This is a genomic window from Helicobacter pylori SA221C (genome assembly GCF_000476855.1).
GTDB lineage: Bacteria > Campylobacterota > Campylobacteria > Campylobacterales > Helicobacteraceae > Helicobacter > Helicobacter pylori_DK.
Genome location: NZ_CBPT010000005.1, coordinates 25341 through 42998 on the forward strand (window position 1 = coordinate 25341; position 17658 = coordinate 42998).

General features: G+C 39.1%; 20 protein-coding genes. 18 read left to right on the plus strand and 2 right to left on the minus strand.

Annotated features, from left to right (window positions below):
• Position 1 precedes the first annotated feature (1 nt).
• The 11 genes from QU01_RS03840 (at position 2) to QU01_RS03890 (ending at position 10181) form a co-directional block, all read left to right on the plus strand.
• A complete protein-coding gene (locus QU01_RS03840) occupies positions 2–2047 on the plus strand; it encodes an LTA synthase family protein (protein ID WP_033762367.1) in 2046 nt (681 codons plus the stop codon).
• 80 nt (positions 2048–2127) lie between these two features.
• The gene (gene folD / locus QU01_RS03845) at positions 2128–3000 is read left to right on the plus strand and encodes a bifunctional methylenetetrahydrofolate dehydrogenase/methenyltetrahydrofolate cyclohydrolase FolD (RefSeq protein WP_033762366.1); all 873 of its coding nucleotides are present in this window, start codon (positions 2128–2130) and stop codon (positions 2998–3000) included.
• Positions 3001–3873: a signal peptidase I gene (gene lepB / locus QU01_RS03850; RefSeq protein ID WP_033762364.1), complete on the plus strand. Its 873-nt coding sequence runs from the start codon at positions 3001–3003 to the stop codon at positions 3871–3873. It begins immediately after the preceding gene.
• Positions 3874–3881: 8 nt separating this feature from the next.
• Positions 3882–4580 carry a site-2 protease family protein gene (locus tag QU01_RS03855; RefSeq protein WP_033762362.1) on the plus strand — a complete coding sequence of 233 codons (699 nt, stop codon included), beginning with the start codon at positions 3882–3884 and terminating at the stop codon, positions 4578–4580.
• Between the two features lie 20 nt (positions 4581–4600).
• Complete coding sequence (rpiB, locus tag QU01_RS03860; RefSeq protein ID WP_033762360.1) at positions 4601–5062, plus strand: ribose 5-phosphate isomerase B; 462 nt, start codon at positions 4601–4603, stop codon at positions 5060–5062.
• Positions 5063–5107: 45 nt separating this feature from the next.
• A complete protein-coding gene (locus QU01_RS03865; RefSeq protein ID WP_000495091.1) occupies positions 5108–5440 on the plus strand; it encodes a hypothetical protein in 333 nt (110 codons plus the stop codon).
• Between the two features lie 60 nt (positions 5441–5500).
• Positions 5501–6040: an adenine phosphoribosyltransferase gene (gene apt / locus QU01_RS03870; RefSeq protein ID WP_033762358.1), complete on the plus strand. Its 540-nt coding sequence runs from the start codon at positions 5501–5503 to the stop codon at positions 6038–6040.
• A gap of 11 nt (positions 6041–6051) precedes the next feature.
• Positions 6052–6630 (plus strand): DedA family protein, encoded by a 579-nt coding sequence (locus tag QU01_RS03875; RefSeq protein ID WP_000393416.1) that lies wholly within the window; start codon positions 6052–6054, stop codon positions 6628–6630.
• Positions 6631–6677: 47 nt separating this feature from the next.
• Positions 6678–8168, plus strand: a complete 1491-nt coding sequence (locus QU01_RS03880; protein ID WP_033762356.1) for a leucyl aminopeptidase — start codon at positions 6678–6680, stop codon at positions 8166–8168.
• A 1-nt stretch (position 8169) separates the two neighbouring features.
• Positions 8170–9270, plus strand: coding sequence for a redox-regulated ATPase YchF (gene ychF / locus QU01_RS03885; protein ID WP_033762354.1), 1101 nt, complete (start codon positions 8170–8172; stop codon positions 9268–9270).
• A 38-nt stretch (positions 9271–9308) separates the two neighbouring features.
• Positions 9309–10181: a radical SAM/SPASM domain-containing protein gene (locus tag QU01_RS03890; protein ID WP_033762353.1), complete on the plus strand. Its 873-nt coding sequence runs from the start codon at positions 9309–9311 to the stop codon at positions 10179–10181.
• Between the two features lie 128 nt (positions 10182–10309).
• On the opposite strand, the gene QU01_RS03895 is transcribed toward QU01_RS03890, so the two are convergent.
• Entirely contained in the window at positions 10310–11356 is a 1047-nt protein-coding gene (locus tag QU01_RS03895; protein WP_033762351.1) for an AI-2E family transporter, read from the minus strand.
• A gap of 115 nt (positions 11357–11471) precedes the next feature.
• Between QU01_RS03895 and dapF the strand changes: the two genes are divergently transcribed.
• Positions 11472–12293, plus strand: a complete 822-nt coding sequence (gene dapF, locus QU01_RS03900) for a diaminopimelate epimerase (RefSeq protein ID WP_033762349.1) — start codon at positions 11472–11474, stop codon at positions 12291–12293.
• 106 nt (positions 12294–12399) lie between these two features.
• Complete coding sequence (locus QU01_RS03905; protein ID WP_033762347.1) at positions 12400–13047, plus strand: YkgB family protein; 648 nt, start codon at positions 12400–12402, stop codon at positions 13045–13047.
• Positions 13048–13070: 23 nt separating this feature from the next.
• On the opposite strand, the gene QU01_RS03910 is transcribed toward QU01_RS03905, so the two are convergent.
• Positions 13071–13316 (minus strand): ribbon-helix-helix domain-containing protein, encoded by a 246-nt coding sequence (locus QU01_RS03910; protein ID WP_000418870.1) that lies wholly within the window; start codon positions 13314–13316, stop codon positions 13071–13073.
• Positions 13317–13483: 167 nt separating this feature from the next.
• On the opposite strand from QU01_RS03910, the gene QU01_RS03915 reads away from it, so the two are divergent.
• The 5 genes from QU01_RS03915 to QU01_RS03935 all read left to right on the plus strand — a co-directional run bounded on the left by QU01_RS03915 (position 13484) and on the right by QU01_RS03935 (position 17636).
• Positions 13484–14734 carry a hypothetical protein gene (locus tag QU01_RS03915; RefSeq protein WP_033762345.1) on the plus strand — a complete coding sequence of 417 codons (1251 nt, stop codon included), beginning with the start codon at positions 13484–13486 and terminating at the stop codon, positions 14732–14734.
• A gap of 100 nt (positions 14735–14834) precedes the next feature.
• The gene (gene rpsU, locus QU01_RS03920) at positions 14835–15047 is read left to right on the plus strand and encodes a 30S ribosomal protein S21 (RefSeq protein ID WP_001117778.1); all 213 of its coding nucleotides are present in this window, start codon (positions 14835–14837) and stop codon (positions 15045–15047) included.
• Between the two features lie 38 nt (positions 15048–15085).
• Positions 15086–15829 carry a 3-oxoacyl-ACP reductase FabG gene (gene fabG, locus QU01_RS03925; protein WP_001160855.1) on the plus strand — a complete coding sequence of 248 codons (744 nt, stop codon included), beginning with the start codon at positions 15086–15088 and terminating at the stop codon, positions 15827–15829.
• A gap of 227 nt (positions 15830–16056) precedes the next feature.
• The gene (acpP, locus tag QU01_RS03930) at positions 16057–16293 is read left to right on the plus strand and encodes an acyl carrier protein (protein WP_001163091.1); all 237 of its coding nucleotides are present in this window, start codon (positions 16057–16059) and stop codon (positions 16291–16293) included.
• Between the two features lie 104 nt (positions 16294–16397).
• Positions 16398–17636 carry a beta-ketoacyl-ACP synthase II gene (locus QU01_RS03935; RefSeq protein WP_033762343.1) on the plus strand — a complete coding sequence of 413 codons (1239 nt, stop codon included), beginning with the start codon at positions 16398–16400 and terminating at the stop codon, positions 17634–17636.
• Positions 17637–17658 lie beyond the last annotated feature (22 nt).

Consider the following 17658-nt stretch of genomic DNA (forward strand, 5'->3'; position numbering starts at 1 on the left):
TATGAAATCCCTATCCCATGCCCTTTTTTCGCTCTTTTTAAAAGGTTTTTATTTCACCTTTTTTATGAGCTTGTTGTTTGTGTTCAATCGTATCGGCTTTATCCTTTATACGGGCTATTATAAGCATGCTTTAAAAAACCCTATTTTTGATGAAATCATCAAAACCCTATTCAATGGAGCCAGATACGATAATCGTGTGGTCTCAAGCTTAGCGATTCTTTTTATCATCATCGGGTTATTGGGGTTATTTATCCCTAAACACCAAACCAAAATGCTTAATATTGTGGCGTATTTTTCTATCGCTATTATCCTGTTTTTAAACATTGCAAACATTGTTTATTATGGCATTTATGGGAATGTGTTTGATGAAAATTTATTGGAATTTTTGCATGAAGACACGCTCACGATTTTAAAAATGAGCGGGGAATACCCTATTCTTTCTAGTTTTTCACTCTTTGTGATCCTTAGCGTTTTAACCTCTTTTATCTATTTCAAACTCCAAAACGCCCTTTTTAAACCCAAAAATGTTCATCAAACCACCAAACCCCTTAAAACTTTCATTTTATTTGCGCTTTTTTCCCTCACGCAAATGTTTTACATTAACGCGCAATTGAGCTTTGTGGGCGCGTCTTTAGATCTCAGCATAGAGCCAGCCAAAGATCCTTTTTTAATGAAAATCACCCCCGGAGCGTTTCGCAACCTTTATCTTTTGGCGCGCAATTACAGACAAAGCCATAACCTTAAATTCAGCGATTTTGCTAAAGAAACGCCTTTAGAAGTGGCGAAAAATTATTTCAATCTTAAAGAAAACCCCCAAAACAACCTCTATGAGTTGCTAACTCAGACAAGCCACAACAATTCCAATCAAACCATTCAGCATGTTTTTTATATCGTTTCAGAGTCCCTGAGTTCATGGCATTTTGATCCAAAATTTGACGCCATAGGGCTAACGAGCGCTTTACAAGATTTGGTTAAAAAAGAACATGCCTACATGCTTTCTGCTTTTATTGAAAGCGCCCCACGAACCGTTAAAAGCCTGGATGTCCAAATCACAGGCTTGCCTTATATCAATGATAATAACTTAGTCAATTCAGGGGTGATTCTCCCTAGTTTTCCTATGGCGATTGGCAATATCACAAAAACTCTGGGTTATAAAAACAACTTTTATTATGGGGGTAGCGGGATTTGGAACAAATTAACCAGTTTCACCAAAAAACAAGGTTTTCACGCCCTTTATTTCAATAACCATCTCTTAGAATTTGCCCAAAACAAGCCCTACCCTAAACCCATAGAGAGCAACTGGGGAGTGCATGATAATATTTTATTTGACTATATTTTAGAAAACACTAACCCCCATGAAAAAACTTTCAGCATGGTGATGACTTTAAGCAACCATGCGATCAAAAATGTGAATCTCAAAGCCTTTGGCGTGCCTTTAGAAAAAATCCAAAAATTTGTGGAAAAAACCCCCAAATCAGAAAATCTACCGGACGCTAATTCTTTAGGGCATATTTACTGGTATGACAAAGTGATAGTCAATTTCATCAAAAAAGCCAGCCAAAAATTCCCTAACTCGCTTTTTATCATCACAGGAGATCACTTTGACAGGAGCTATGAATACGCTAAAAACGATTTATATACCATTAAATCCGTGCCGCTTATTTTATATGCCCCTACTTTAAAGCCTAAAAAAATCAGTCAAGTCGGATCGCATTTAGACATCGCTCCTACGATTGTTGAATTAATCGCTCCTAAAGGTTTTCAATTTGTGAGTTTTGGAAAACCCTTATTTTCTAACAATACAACAAACCCCCCAAGCCACCCCAATTACACGCTAGGTTATGAAGCGATCGCTACCAAAGATTATTTTTATAACCCGAGTTTGGGGTTAAGGTATTTGAACGAAAGCCCTAAAGAGCCAAAGGATAAACAAAACGACAAGAAACAAAACGACAAAACAGAAGCTTCTAAGTTTTACCAGCAATTAGAATCCCTAAAAGCCCTTAGTTTCTACTTGCTCTATCATGGGGCTAATCTTAAAGATTGACAAACTGGGTTTTTAATTCCCTTAAACGCATGATTTTTGCTACAATAATAGGATTTTAATTATATAAAGGATAAATAAGCATGCCAAATAGGGGCGTTGTTTTATTAGACGGGCAAGCGTTAGCTTATGATATAGAAAAAGATTTGAAAAATAAAATCCAAACAATAACCGCACAAACGCATAAACGCCCCAAACTGGCCGTGATTTTAGTGGGAAAAGACCCTGCTAGTATCACTTATGTCAATATGAAGATCAAAGCATGCCAAAGGGTGGGCATGGATTTTGACTTAAAAACCCTCCAAGAAAATATTACTGAAGCCGAATTGCTGTCCTTGATTAAAGATTACAATACCGATCAAAGCATTTCAGGCGTTTTAGTCCAACTCCCTTTGCCCAGACACATTGATACTAAAATGGTTTTAGAAGCCATTGATCCTAGTAAAGATGTGGATGGTTTCCACCCCCTTAATATCGGCAAACTCTGCACCCAAAAAGAATCGTTTCTGCCAGCCACCCCTATGGGCGTGATGCGTCTTTTAGAGCATTATCATATTGGAATCAAGGGCAAGGATGTGGCAATTATTGGAGCGAGCAATATCATTGGAAAACCTTTAAGCATGCTCATGTTAAACGCTGGGGCTAGCGTGAGCGTGTGCCATATTTTGACTAAAGACATTAGTTTTTACACCCAAAACGCTGATATTGTCTGCGTGGGCGTGGGTAAACCTGATTTGATTAAAGCGAGCATGTTAAAAAAAGGGGCTGTAGTGGTGGATATTGGGATCAACCACTTGAACGATGGGCGTATCGTGGGCGATGTGGATTTTACCAACGCACAAAAAGTCGCCGGTTTTATCACCCCTGTGCCTAAAGGCGTGGGGCCTATGACGATCGTTTCGCTTTTAGAAAACACTCTAATCGCTTTTGAAAAACAACAAAGGAAGGGATTTTAAATGAAATTTTTACGCTCTGTTTATGCTTTTTGCTCCAGTTGGGTGGGGACGATTATTATCGTGCTGTTGGTTATCTTTTTTATCGCGCAAGCCTTTATCATTCCCTCTCGCTCTATGGTAGGCACGCTCTATGAGGGCGACATGCTCTTTGTCAAAAAATTTTCTTACGGCATACCCATTCCTAAAATCCCATGGATTGAGCTTCCTGTTATGCCTGATTTTAAAAATAACGGGCATTTGATAGAGGGGGATCGCCCTAAGCGCGGCGAAGTGGTGGTGTTTATTCCTCCCCATGAAAAAAAATCTTACTATGTCAAAAGGAATTTTGCCATTGGAGGCGATGAGGTGCTATTCACTAATGAGGGGTTTTATTTGCACCCTTTTGAGAGCGACATGGACAAAAATTACATCGCTAAACATTACCCTAACGCCATGACTAAAGAATTTATGGGTAAAATTTTTGTTTTAAACCCTTATAAAAGTGAGCATCCGGGTATCCATTACCAAAAAGACAATGAAACCTTCCACTTAATGGAGCAGTTAGCCACTCAAGGCGCAGAAGCTAATATCAGCATGCAACTCATTCAAATGGAAGGCGAAAAGGTGTTTTACAAGAAAATCAATAGCGATGAATTTTTCATGATCGGCGATAACAGGGATAATTCTAGCGACTCGCGCTTTTGGGGGAGTGTGGCTTATAAAAACATCGTGGGTTCGCCATGGTTTGTTTATTTCAGTTTGAGTTTAAAAAATAGCCTGGAAATGGATGCAGAAAATAACCCCAAAAAACGCTATCTGGTGCGTTGGGAACGCATGTTTAAAAGCGTTGAAGGCTTAGAAAAAATCATTAAAAAAGAAAACGCAACGCATTAAGGTTTTTTGTGCAATTTTTTGATTCCTCTTTAGAAAGTTCTATTACCACCTTAATGAAAATCCTAGCCCTTTTAATCGCTATCATAGGGCATGAGATCATGCATGGCTTGAGCGCGTTTTTATTCGGGGACAGGAGCACGAAAGACGCTAATCGTTTGAGTTTAAACCCTATCAGGCATTTAGACATGATGGGTTCGGTGCTTTTACCGGCTTTATTACTCATTTTTCAAGCCCCTTTTTTGTTTGGGTGGGCCAAACCCGTGCCTGTGGATATGCGCTACATTGTCTCTCAAAAAGGCTCTTTAGCATGCGTAGCGGTGAGTTTGGCTGGAGTAATTTATAATTTCATTCTGGCCGTTCTGCTCGCTTTCATCACGCATTGGAGCTTCCAACAACTAGGGATCAACGCTTTAAGCATTGATGAATTGAATCTTTATCAGCTCGCTTTAGTAACCTTTCTCATTCAAGGCATTCTCTATAATCTTGTCTTAGGCGTTTTCAATAGTCTCCCTATCCCGCCTTTAGATGGCTCAAAAGCGCTCGGCTTTTTGGCGTTGCATTTTAAAAGTGCGTTTTTATTGGAGTGGTTTTCTAAAATGGAACGCTACGGCATGTTGGTTGTGTTTGTCTTTTTATTTATCCCCCCTTTATCGGAGTTTTTTATCCATGCCCCCACAAGATTTTTATTTTCCTTACTCCTTTCTTAATCTTTTATCAAGGAGAGCTTATGAATAAGCCTTTAAATATTGCTCAAGTTTTCATAGGAAGCGATCATGCAGGGTTGCATCTTGCAGAATTTGTCCAGCGTTTTTTAGAAGACAAACAATTTAAGATTCAAGCTTTTTTACCCACGGCTAGAGTGGATTACCCTGATTATGCGAAATTAGTGTGCCAAAAAGTCCTAGAAAATGCGCAAAGCTATGGTATTTTAGTGTGCGCCACAGGGATAGGCATGAGCATGGGCGCTAATCGTTTTAAAGGCATTAGAGCCGCTTTATGCCTTGATGCTTACATGGCTAAAATGACTCGCTTGCACAATAACGCTAATGTCTTGTGCTTGGGCGAAAAGATTAGTGGTATTGGCGTGGTGGAAAGCATTTTGGAAGCGTTTTTCTCCACCAAATTTGAACAAGGCCGCCATGTGTTGCGCATCCAAAAGCTAGACGAATCGCTGAAATCATCAACCTAATATAGTATAATGGTATGGTTTCGCTAAAAAGGATATTGTAATAGAATGTTTACCCAATGGTTTATCATCACTATCGCTGTTGTTTTTATCCTTTATATGGGTGTACGCACTTTCTTTTTTAAAACCGTGGCCAAACGGCAAGAGCGCACCAACGCATCCATGAAGCTCACCTTGCAAGAAGCTGAAATTTTAATCCAAAAACACCAGTTGCAACTCCAAAGAGCCTTAGGCAATATTGATATTCTCACCCAAGAAATGAGCTCGTTAAAAACAGAACTGAAAGCCCTTAAACAAAGGAACTCCGAATACAAAGGCGAATCGGATAAATATAAAAATCGTATTAAAGAATTGGAGCAAAAAATAGAAGCTCTTCTCTAAAAACGCTATAATAAATCAAAATTCTACAACCAATCAGTTATACTTAATAAGGATATTCAAATGAATGAAACGCTCAAACAAGAACTTTTACAAAACATCAGAGAAGTGAAAGATTACCCTAAAAAAGGGATTTTGTTTAAAGATATTACCACGCTACTCAACTACCCTAAACTTTTTAACAAACTTATTGATGCGCTCAAAAAACGCTACGCCCCTCTCAATATAGATTTTATCGTGGGTATTGAAGCGAGAGGGTTTATTTTAGGATCGGCTCTCGCTTATGCGCTTGGGGTGGGTTTTGTGCCTATGAGGAAAAAGGGCAAACTCCCCGCGCACACCCTATCTCAAAGCTACAGCCTGGAATACGGGAACGATAGTATAGAGATCCACTCTGACGCTTTTAGGGAGGTTAAGGGGGTGAGAGTGGTGCTAATTGATGATTTATTAGCCACTGGAGGCACGGCTTTAGCGAGCCTTGAACTTATCAAAGCCTTACAAGCTGAATGCATAGAAGCATGCTTTTTGATGGGCTTAAAAGAATTGCCGGGCATCCAACTTTTAGAAGAACGAGTGAAAACTTTTTGTTTGTTAGAGTGCTAAAAGGGTGAGTTTTGGAAGAATACATCATTGAGTTATGGAATCAGCATGCGGCGACTTGGGGGTATCTTATTTTATTTGGGTGGAGCATTTTAGAAGGCGAGATCGGACTTATTCTAGCCGGGATCGCTAGCTATACCGGTCATATGCATTTAGGGTTAGCCATTTTAGTCGCAGGGATTGGGGGTTTTGTGGGGGATCAAATCTATTTTTACATCGGCCGCACCAATAAAGCTTACATCCAAAAAAAGTTAGAAAAACAACGCCGAAAACTAGCCCTAGCCCATTTATTGTTGCAAAAACACGGCTGGTTTATCATTTTTATCCAACGCTACATGTATGGCATGCGCACCATCATTCCCATTAGCATAGGCCTCACGCGCTATAGCGCTTTAAAATTCGCTATCATCAATCTCATTAGCGCGATGGTGTGGGCGAGCATTACCATTATTCTAGCGTGGTATTTGGGAGAAGAGTTATTGCATGCGTTAGAGTGGCTTAAAAAACACCCTTATGCGCTAATATTACTATTAGTATCTTTCTTGGCGTTAGTGCTATGGTATTTCCAATACTATAGTAAGAAAAACCGCTAGAGTGCAATACAATTGTTGAAAGATATGAAATTAAAAAAGGAGACTTTATGTTAAAAATCAAATTAGAAAAAACCACTTTTGAAAACGCAAAAGCTGAATGCGGTTTAGTTTTTATTATCAATAAGGATTTTAGCCACGCTTGGGTCAAAAATAAAGAGTTGCTAGAAACCTTTAAATACGAAGGCGAAGGCGTATTTTTAGACCAAGAAAATAAAATCCTGTATGTGGGCGTTAAAGAAGACGATGTCCATTTATTGAGAGAAAGTGCGTGTTTGGCCGTTCGTACCCTTAAAAAACTCGCTTTTAAAAGCGTTAAAGTGGGGGTTTATACTTGCACAACGCATTCTAAAGACAACGCGCTTTTAGAAAACCTGAAAGCGTTGTTTTTGGGCTTGAAATTAGGCTTGTATGAATACGACACCTTTAAATCCAACAAAAAAGAAAGCGTTTTAAAAGAAGCGGTTGTCGCTTTAGAATTGCACAAACCTTGCGAAAAAACTTGTGCGAATTCTTTAGAAAAGAGCGCTAAAGAAGCGTTAAAATACGCTGAAATCATGACAGAAAGCTTGAATATCGTTAGGGATCTAGTCAATACCCCCCCTATGATTGGCACTCCTATTTATATGGCTGAAGTGGCGCAAAAAGTGGCTAAAGAAAACCATTTAGAAATCCATGTTCATGATGAAAAATTTTTAGAAGAAAAGAAAATGAACGCCTTTTTAGCGGTCAATAAAGCCTCTCTTGCTATCAATCCTCCTCGCTTGATCCATTTAGTCTATAAGCCCAAAAAAGCGAAGAAAAAAATCGCTTTAGTGGGTAAGGGCTTGACTTATGATTGCGGAGGGTTGAGCTTGAAACCGGCCGATTACATGGTTACCATGAAAGCGGATAAAGGCGGTGGCTCTGCGGTGATTGGGCTTTTAAACGCATTATCTAAACTAGGCGTGGAGGCTGAAGTGCATGGCATTATTGGGGCTACAGAAAACATGATAGGCCCAGCTGCCTATAAACCAGATGATATTTTGATCTCCAAAGAAGGCAAGAGCATAGAAGTCCGTAACACTGATGCTGAGGGGCGTTTGGTTTTAGCGGATTGTTTGAGCTACGCTCAAGACTTAAACCCTGATGTGATCGTGGATTTTGCGACCCTTACTGGGGCATGCGTTGTAGGCTTAGGCGAATTCACTTCAGCGATCATGGGGCATAATGAAGAGTTAAAAAACCTCTTTGAAACTTCAGGGTTAGAATCCGGCGAATTATTAGCCAAACTCCCCTTTAACCGCCATTTAAAGAAATTGATTGAATCTAAAATCGCTGATGTGTGCAATATTTCTTCTTCACGCTATGGCGGTGCGATCACAGCGGGCTTGTTTTTAAATGAATTTATTAGAGATGAATTTAAGGATAAGTGGCTACACATTGACATTGCAGGCCCTGCTTATGTGGAAAAAGAATGGGATGTGAATAGCTTTGGAGCGAGTGGGGCTGGCGTGAGAGCTTGCACAGCTTTTGTGGAAGAGCTTTTGAAAAAGGCTTGAAATGGGCTTGTCTGTAGGCATTGTGGGTTTGCCTAATGTGGGCAAATCCAGCACCTTTAACGCGCTCACTAAAACCCAAAACGCGGAGAGTGCGAACTATCCTTTTTGCACCATTGAACCCAATAAAGCCATTGTGAATGTGCCTGATAGGCGGCTTGATGCGTTGGCTCAAATCGTAAAGCCTGAACGCATTTTGCATTCTGTGGTGGAATTTGTGGATATTGCCGGATTGATTAAGGGAGCGAGCAAGGGGGAGGGTTTAGGCAATCAGTTTTTAGCCAATATCAAGGAATGCGAAGTGATCTTGCAAGTGGTGCGCTGTTTTGAAGATGACAATATCACGCATGTGAACGATAAAATTGATCCTTTGAATGATATAGAGATTATTGAATTGGAGTTGATTTTAGCGGATATTGCCACTCTAGACAAAAGGATCGATCGCTTGCAAAAAGCCCTAAAAAGCTCAAAAGACGCTAAAAATCTTTTAGAATGCGCTTTGAGTTTAAAAACGCATTTAGAAGAATTAAAACCGGCGAAAACTTTCCCCTTGAATGCAAGCGAGGCTTTTTTGGAGTTGGACAAGGAATTGCGTTTTTTATCTCATAAAAAAATGATCTATGCCGCTAATGTGGGCGAAGAAGATTTAAACGCGCTCAATGAGCATGCTAAAAAAGTCCAAAATTATGCCAAAGATCAAAAGAGCGAATTTGTCGCCTTGTGCGCTAAATTAGAAGAAGAAATGGTTTCTATGAGCGAAGATGAAGTCAAAGAATTTTTGCAAAGTTTAGGCGTAGAAGAAAGCGGGCTAGAAAAGACCATTCGTTTGAGTTTTAAGGAATTAGGCTTGATCAATTATTTTACCGCTGGAGTCAAGGAAGTGCGATCATGGACGATTAAAAAAGGCTCTAGTGCGCCTGTGGCTGCTGGGGTGATCCATAAGGATTTTGAAAAAGGCTTTATCAGAGCTGAAACCATCAGTTATGATGATTTTATCGCTTATAAGGGCGAAGCCGGGGCGAAAGAAAAGGGAGCGTTACGCATTGAAGGTAAGGACTATATCGTTCAAGATGGCGATGTGTTGCATTTTCGCTTCAATGTCTAGTGTCTTTTCAAACAAGCGTTACTAGTTTCTCATAAGAATTGACACCCAACAAGAAACTTTTTAAAAAAATCTATATAGAGTTAAGCGATATTTGCGGGTTGCAATGCAGTTTTTGCCCTAACCCTAAAAATATCAGAGGCGTGATGCCTTTAGAATTATTTGAAAAAGTTTGTAAAGAAGTGGCCCCCTTAACCCCAATTATCACCTTGCATGTCTTAGGCGATCCTTGCAAACTCAAAAATTTAAACCATTATTTAAGCACCGCTAGACGCTTTTCTTTGAAAGTGGATTTGGTTACTAGCGGGGTGTATTTGCACGATTTTGAAACACTCCTACAAGATGCAATCTATCAAATCTCTATTTCTTTAGACGCAGGGCTAGACCATCATAACAAAATCAACCAGCACCGCTACATCCAAAAAATTTTAGAATTTTGCCGCTACAAATGTGAAAAAAATAGCGAAGTGTTTTTGAATTTACGCATTCAAGACAGTACCCTTGAAAAACACCAGAATTTGATCAAGCCTTTTTTAGAAAGCTTTGAATGTATTTCTTTAGAGACTCTAATATCGCAAGGCCGCGCTCGTTTGTTTAAAAAAAGTTTTTTGAATATCCAAAAGACCTTTAAATGGCCGAATTTGAACGCCCAAAATCCTTTAAACCAAGAATCAAAAATCCCCTATTGTTATGGGCTTATTAAACAAGTCGCTATTTTATCCAATGGCGTTGTCGTGCCGTGCTGCATGGACACGCAAGCTCATATCAACCTTGGCGATTTAAACCATATGCCCCTAAAAGATATTTTAAACAGCCAAAAATCTATAGCTATCAAAACCCATTTTTTAAAGGGCGAAACACTAGAACTTTTATGCAAAAACTGTTCCTACCCTTTGATCCGCTACAAAAAATGAAATTTGTATCTATTAAGATATGGGTTTAAATTTGCGTTCGCATTGAATGAGGTGTTTGAAAATTCTTCATAAGAATGGTCTCTTATATATCATTTTTAAAAATTTCGTTGTGAGCCATAGGGCTTATATCATTCGCATGCTTTTTGATCGTTTTGGATAAAGTAATTTTCATACAATCGCAGTAACGCAATAAAAAACGCCGTGATAGTAGGCCCTACAATAATCCCCCAAAAACCAAATTGTGAAATCCCAGCAATCATGGAAAAGAAAATCAGCATTTCATTGATTTTAAGGGTGGTTTTAAAGATTCTTTTTTTGATGAAAACGATTAAAATTGGCTTGATCACGCTATCAATCAGCACGCTAATCAATAAAATGGAATACAAAGCGATAAATATCGTCTCATTCACATTCCCATGATAAAGCTCATAAATCGCTATAGGGATCCAAATCAAAGCCCCCCCAACAGCCGGCACCAAAGACGCTAGGCCGTATAAAATCCCCAAAGACCAGCCGTCATGCCCAAACCATACGATCATCACCCCAAACGCCACGCCCTCTAAAATAACCGTGATGAGAGAAGTTAAAAGCACAATGCGTAAAATCCCAGCCACTTCTTCAAAAATCTTTTTGCTTTGATTCATTCCAAGAGGCAAGACCCCTAAAAAATAACGATAAAATCTCTCCCCATAATAAAAAAAGAAAAACAACAGCCCCAAGATAAACAAAGCGTCTGTAATGAGTTTCAAGCTGTATCTTCCCACATAGCTGCTTATTTTCAACAAATAACCCGTGATGGAAGCGGCACTAAAATTTTCTAAAAACTTGCTCGCTCCATCATGAATGGCAGGAAAATGCGACAAATTTTCGGTGATTGTCCCCTTAAGCCATTTGATTAGGGCTGAAAATTTTTCAAAATTGATTTCAAAAATGATATTAGAACTTTTATAAACAATAAAATACAACGGCACGATCAAAACGCTCGCTAAAATTAAAACGCATAAAAACGAACTGACAACATTGAAAAAACGCTTATCTAAAAAAACTTTCACTTGAAAAAACCCCACGCACAAAAGCCCAGCAATCAGCGCATCCATTAAAAAATCTTGATACAAATAGATCATCCAATAAAAACCAATCAAAAAAAGAATCCAAAAGAAATACTGAGCTTTCATGAAATTATCCCCATTAAACTGAACCAAAAATTATCAAATGTTAGCTAAAAAACGCTCTTTTAAGGATAAAAAACCTCTTTTAACTTATAATTAAAATTAAAAAGGCTTGCAATCAATGGTGTTTTACAAATATTCAGGGAGCGGGAATGATTTTTTAATCACGCAAAGCTTCAAAAAAAAAGATTTTTCCAATTTAGCCAAACAGGTGTGCCATAGGCATGAGGGTTTTGGGGCTGATGGGCTTGTGGTCGTCTTACCGAGTAAAGATTATGACTACGAATGGGATTTTTACAATTCAGACGGCTCTAAAGCTGGCATGTGTGGGAATGCGAGCCGTTGCGTGGGGTTATTTGCCTACCAACATGCTATAGCCCCTAAAGAGCATGTTTTTTTAGCCGGAAAAAGAGAGATTTCTATTCGCATAGAAGAACCCAATATCATAGAGAGCAATCTCGGTAATTATCAAATCCTAGACACCATACCCGCTTTAAGATACGAAAAATTTTTTTCAAGCGACAGCGTTTTAGAACATATCCCTACTTTCTACCTCATAGATACAGGAGTGCCGCATTTGGTGGGATTTGTAAAAAATAAAGAGGGGTTAAATTCTCTTAACACGCTGGAATTAAGGGCTTTAAGGCATGAATTTAACGCTAATATTAACATCGCTTTTATAGAAAATAAAGAGACGATTTTTTTACAAACTTATGAAAGGGGGGTTGAAGATTTCACGCTAGCTTGCGGGACAGGCATGGCAGCGGTTTTTATCGCCGCGCGCATTTTTTATAACACGCCTAAAAAAGCCACTCTCATCCCTAAAAGCAACGAATCTTTAGAGCTTTCTTTAAAAAATGATGGGATTTTTTATAAAGGAATCGTGCGTTATATTGGCATGAGTGTTTTGGGCATGAGTGTTTTTGAAAATGGGTGTTTTTGATCATTATTTCTTGTAATGGTAATGATTTTGTTGTAATTAAACATAATGCGCTATCATTTGCGAGTTGTTTTTAGCAATATAAAAAATATCCTAAAGGAATAAAACCATGCAAGCGTTAAAATCATTGCTTGAAGTGATTACAAAACTCCAGAATCTAGGCGGCTATTTGATGCATATAGCTATTTTCATCATTTTTATTTGGATTGGAGGGCTTAAGTTTGTGCCGTATGAAGCCGAAGGGATCGCTCCTTTTGTGGCTAATTCCCCTTTCTTTTCTTTCATGTATAAATTTGAAAAACCCGCATACAAACAACACAAAATGTCTGAATCCCAATCCATGCAAGAAGAAATGCAAGATGACCCTAAAATCGTTGAAAACAAAGAATGGCATAAAGAAAACCGCACTTATTTAGTGGCTGAAGCTTTAGGGATCACGATTATGATCCTAGGTATTTTGGTGCTTTTAGGGCTTTGGATGCCTTTAATGGGCGTGATTGGGGGCTTGCTTGTCGCTGGAATGACGATCACGACTCTATCCTTTTTATTCACAACGCCAGAAGTGTTTGTCAATCAGCATTTCCCATGGCTTTCTGGGGCTGGAAGGTTAGTGGTTAAAGACTTGGCGTTATTTGCTGGAGGCTTGTTTGTGGCCGGATTTGATGCGAAACGCTATTTGGAGAGTAAAGGGTTTTGCTTGATGGATCGCTCATCGGTAGGGATTAAAACTAAATGCTCTAGTGGGTGTTGCTCTTAAAGAGCGAATACCTTAAAGTAGGCTTAAAGCCTACTAGAAGAATCATAATTGATAGAAGAATCTTGGTTAGCACCTTTTTTGTAAATGATTGTTTTTAAAATGTGGCGTTTGACAAAGGAATTGACGCTTTCTACTTCTTCATCAGCTAGTCGTCTTAAAACATCATGCTCTTCTTTGGAGAGATAAAAAGTAACTGAAAAATTGCGTTTCAACTCATCTACAGCGACACGCTTACGACCGGGTTTTATATTTTTATTTCCTAATTCCATTAAAATTTCCTTTTTTAGTTAGTATGTTATAACATCATAGTATTCTAACATGAAATAAACGCCATTTTATATTAAATCTAAAGAAAAATATTTTTAGATGTGCTAGAATACCCATTTGTTACAAGATAAGCTTTTTTATCAAAAAAATGATGACATAGGGGTAACAAGTGGCAATAAACACCTTTTTAAAACATTCTTTTTTAGTCTGTTTGTTAGCGGTTAATTCTTACGCTTTTGATTGGAATATTTTTAAATACAATCTGGGTTTCAATATGTTCATCATGGACCATGAAGGCTCAACGCCTTATTGGGTCAATACTAACACCAATCTTAAAACCCGTTTGACTCCAAATTTTGGGATCCAATTTTATACAAGAGGTGTGGAGCAAAGCTTGACTGTAGGGGCGTATTTTTTTCAAAACTTCCATAACTACAGCACTAATTTTCCCTGCCGTTGGGGGCCTACTATGTATTATAAGGCTAGGGGAAAACGTTTTACTTTTTATGGTGGCATCTTTCCTAGGAAAAATCTCTTAGGAAGGTATGGTTTGAATATTTTTGCCCCTTATTATTGGTTTATAGATCCCAACGCTAAGGGGTTTTTATTGCAATTTCAAAACCATTATTCGCCTTCAAAACCCTATTATGGGCATGCGGAGTTTATGCTAGATTGGTTTGGAGGCAATTGTTACAACACTTGTAAATTCGGGAGAAATCCTTATGGTAACGCGATGGACAGGTTTCAAATGAACGGCTCTGTCGCTTATAATTTCTTTAAGGATTTATTGGGTATTGGAGGGTATTTTGTCTTGTTCCATAATGAAGACAAATACCTTTTGAATGGGGCTGATGGCATGCAGTTTAATGAAAAAAAAGCGATTGACAACAATAATATTTATCTTATGGATCGCCTCTACTTTAACGCTTACATAGGGACAAGCCTTTTAGACATCGCCCCCTTTATGGAAAAACTCAACGCCAGTTTTGGCATGGTTTCTGAATTAAGCCGATTAAGGCAAATCCACAAAAATGTGCCTTTTATGAACAGCGTGGGCGGGCAATTTGATGTGGAGATTCAATACAAAGGCTTTGGCATCCACAATTTATTTTTCTTCGCCAAGACCCCAGAGATGCCTTTTTATAACCAATACCAGTATGTTGAAATGTATTGCACGCCTTCGTATTGCCCCACGCCTATTTATCGTGGCGTGCCATTCTTTCAAGCCAACATGTATAACCGTTTTGATTTTTATTACAATTGGAAAAACGACTTCGCATCGGTCCGCATCAACTTCGTGCTTAATGCGATGCGTGGGGGCTTTGATAGGAGCTTGCCTTGGTCAGAATCTTACCAAGTGTATATGACGGTTGCCTTTGATCCTTATAACCTTATTAACAAAATTGCTAGAAAAAAGTGAAAATTCTTGACAACCAGTTAATTCGTCTTATATAATGCTGTTTCATTTGTAGCCATTGTTAAGCAATGATTTTAAGCTATGGAAAAGAGGTGATAGCAATATGCCAGGGATTAAGGTTAGAGAAGGCGATGCGTTTGATGAAGCTTATAGGAGATTCAAAAAGCAAACCGATCGCAATCTAGTGGTAACAGAATGCCGCGCTAGAAGGTTCTTTGAATCCAAGACTGAAAAACGCAAAAAACAAAAAATCAGCGCTAAAAAGAAAGTTTTGAAGCGTCTTTATATGTTAAGGCGTTATGAATCAAGACTATAAGAACTTGAACGAATTTAAAATTTAAGGATTATTGAATAATGCAATTCACAGGGAAAAATGTTCTCATTACCGGGGCTTCTAAAGGCATTGGGGCCGAAATCGCCAAAACTCTCGCTTCTATGGGGCTGAAAGTTTGGATCAATTACCGCAGTAATGCTGAAGTGGCTGACGCTTTGAAAAATGAGCTTGAAGAAAAAGGCTATAAAGCGGCTGTCATTAAATTTGATGCGACTTCTGAAAGCGATTTTGTTGAAGCGATACAAACCATTGTCCAAAGCGATGGGGGTTTGTCTTACTTGGTGAATAACGCCGGTGTGGTGCGCGATAAATTAGCGATCAAAATGAAAACAGAAGATTTTCACCATGTCATAGACAATAATCTCACTTCAGCGTTTATAGGTTGCCGAGAGGCTTTAAAGGTGATGAGCAAAAGCCGTTTTGGGAGCGTGGTTAATGTCGCTTCTATCATTGGTGAAAGAGGTAATATGGGGCAGACAAACTACTCAGCGAGTAAGGGGGGGATGATTGCGATGAGCAAGTCCTTTGCTTATGAGGGAGCTTTAAGGAATATTCGTTTCAACTGTGTAACGCCAGGCTTTATAGAAACCGACATGAACGCCACTTTGAAAGACGAACTCAAAGCGGATTATGTTAAAAACATTCCTTTAAACAGGCTAGGGTCTGCTAAGGAAGTGGCAGAAGCGGTAGCGTTTCTTTTGAGCGATCACTCTAGTTACATCACTGGAGAGACTCTCAAAGTCAATGGCGGGCTTTATATGTAGTCCTAAACAAAGGATTCTTTTAGCGATAAAAGTTTGTAAGTAGCAAAAATCATGCTAACATTATGAGGTTATTCTAAAACAAAGAGGTTATTATCAAATGGGGATTATTTACTTAATATTGTTTCTCATTGTAATTTATTTGTTGTATAGGATTTTAGATGTTTTGGAGCAAAAATAAACGCTCCAATGATTCAATTTAATTTTTACAAAACAAGGGAGTTTTAATCATGGCTTTATTTGAAGATATTCAGGCAGTTATTGCTGAGCAGTTGAATGTGGATGCGGCGCAAGTTACGCCAGAGGCGGAATTTGTGAAGGATTTGGGTGCGGACTCTTTAGATGTCGTGGAATTAATCATGGCGTTAGAAGAAAAGTTTGGCATTGAGATTCCTGATGAGCAAGCGGAAAAAATCGTCAATGTGGGCGATGTGGTGAAGTATATTGAGGACAATAAACTAGCTTAATCTTTTTAACTTGGAGCGGTTTGTCTCCAGGTTTTAGTCAAAAATTTGGCTTTAGCTAAAATCTAGTTTTATTGAATGAAAGTTTTTGAAATGAGGAGCTATTGGTGCGTCGGATTGTAGTAACTGGAATGGGAATGATCAATTCGCTAGGTTTAAATAAAGAAGATTCTTTTTTAGCGATCGCTAAGGGAGAATGCGGTATCAAACACATAGAAAGTTTTGATGCGAGCGCGTTTCCTGTGCGTATTGCTGGAGAAATCACTGACTTTGACCCTACAGAGGTGATGAATCCCAAAGATGTTAAAAAGGCGGGTCGTTTCATTCAATTAGCCTTGAAAGCCACAAGAGAGGCGATGAAAGATAGTGGGATTTTAGACGCTCACAATAGATGCCCTGAAGAATTGGCAAATCGCATGGGCGTAAGCTCTGGCTCTGGGATTGGCGGGTTAGGCAATATTGAAGCGAATTCCATTTTTTGTTTTGAAAAAGGCCCTAGAAAAGTCAATCCCTTTTTTATCACTTCTGCGTTAGTGAATATGATTGGTGGTTTCACTTCCATTGAGTTTGGCATTAAAGGGCCTAATCTCTCTAGTGTAACGGCTTGTGCAGCAGGCACTCATGCCATTATTGAAGCCGTTAAAACCATTCTGCTTAATGGGGCTGACAGAATGCTCGTCGTGGGAGCGGAATCCACCATTTGTCCTGTAGGGATTGGGGGGTTTGCGAGCATTAAAGCCCTTTCTACAAGGAATGATGAGCCTAAAAAAGCTTCAAGACCTTTTGATAAGGATCGCAATGGTTTTGTGATGGGCGAAGGCGCTGGGGCTTTGGTGCTTGAAGAATACGAGAGTGCGAAAAAAAGAGGAGCAAAAATTTATGCAGAATTTGCCGGATATGGCGAGAGCGGCGATGCTAACCACATCACAGCCCCAGCCCCTGAGGGCGAAGGGGCTTTTAGAGCCATGAAAATGGCTTTAGAAATGGCAAAAGTGGAAGTAGGCTATGTGAACACTCATGGGACAAGCACGCATTATAACGATTGGTATGAAAGCATCGCTCTAAAAAATGTGTTTGGCTCTAAAGAAAAAGTCCCTCCCGTCAGCTCCACTAAAGGGCAGATTGGGCATTGCTTGGGTGCTGCGGGTGCGTTGGAAGCCGTTATTTCTATCATGGCCATGAATCAAGGGATCTTACCTCCTACCATCAATCAAGAAACGCCTGACCCAGAATGCGATCTGGATTATATCCCTAATGTGGCCAGAGAAAAACAAGTGGATGCGGTGATGAGTAACTCATTTGGTTTTGGTGGCACTAATGGTGTTGTGATTTTCAAAAAAGCCTAGTTTTACAAAGTTAGGATTTTGA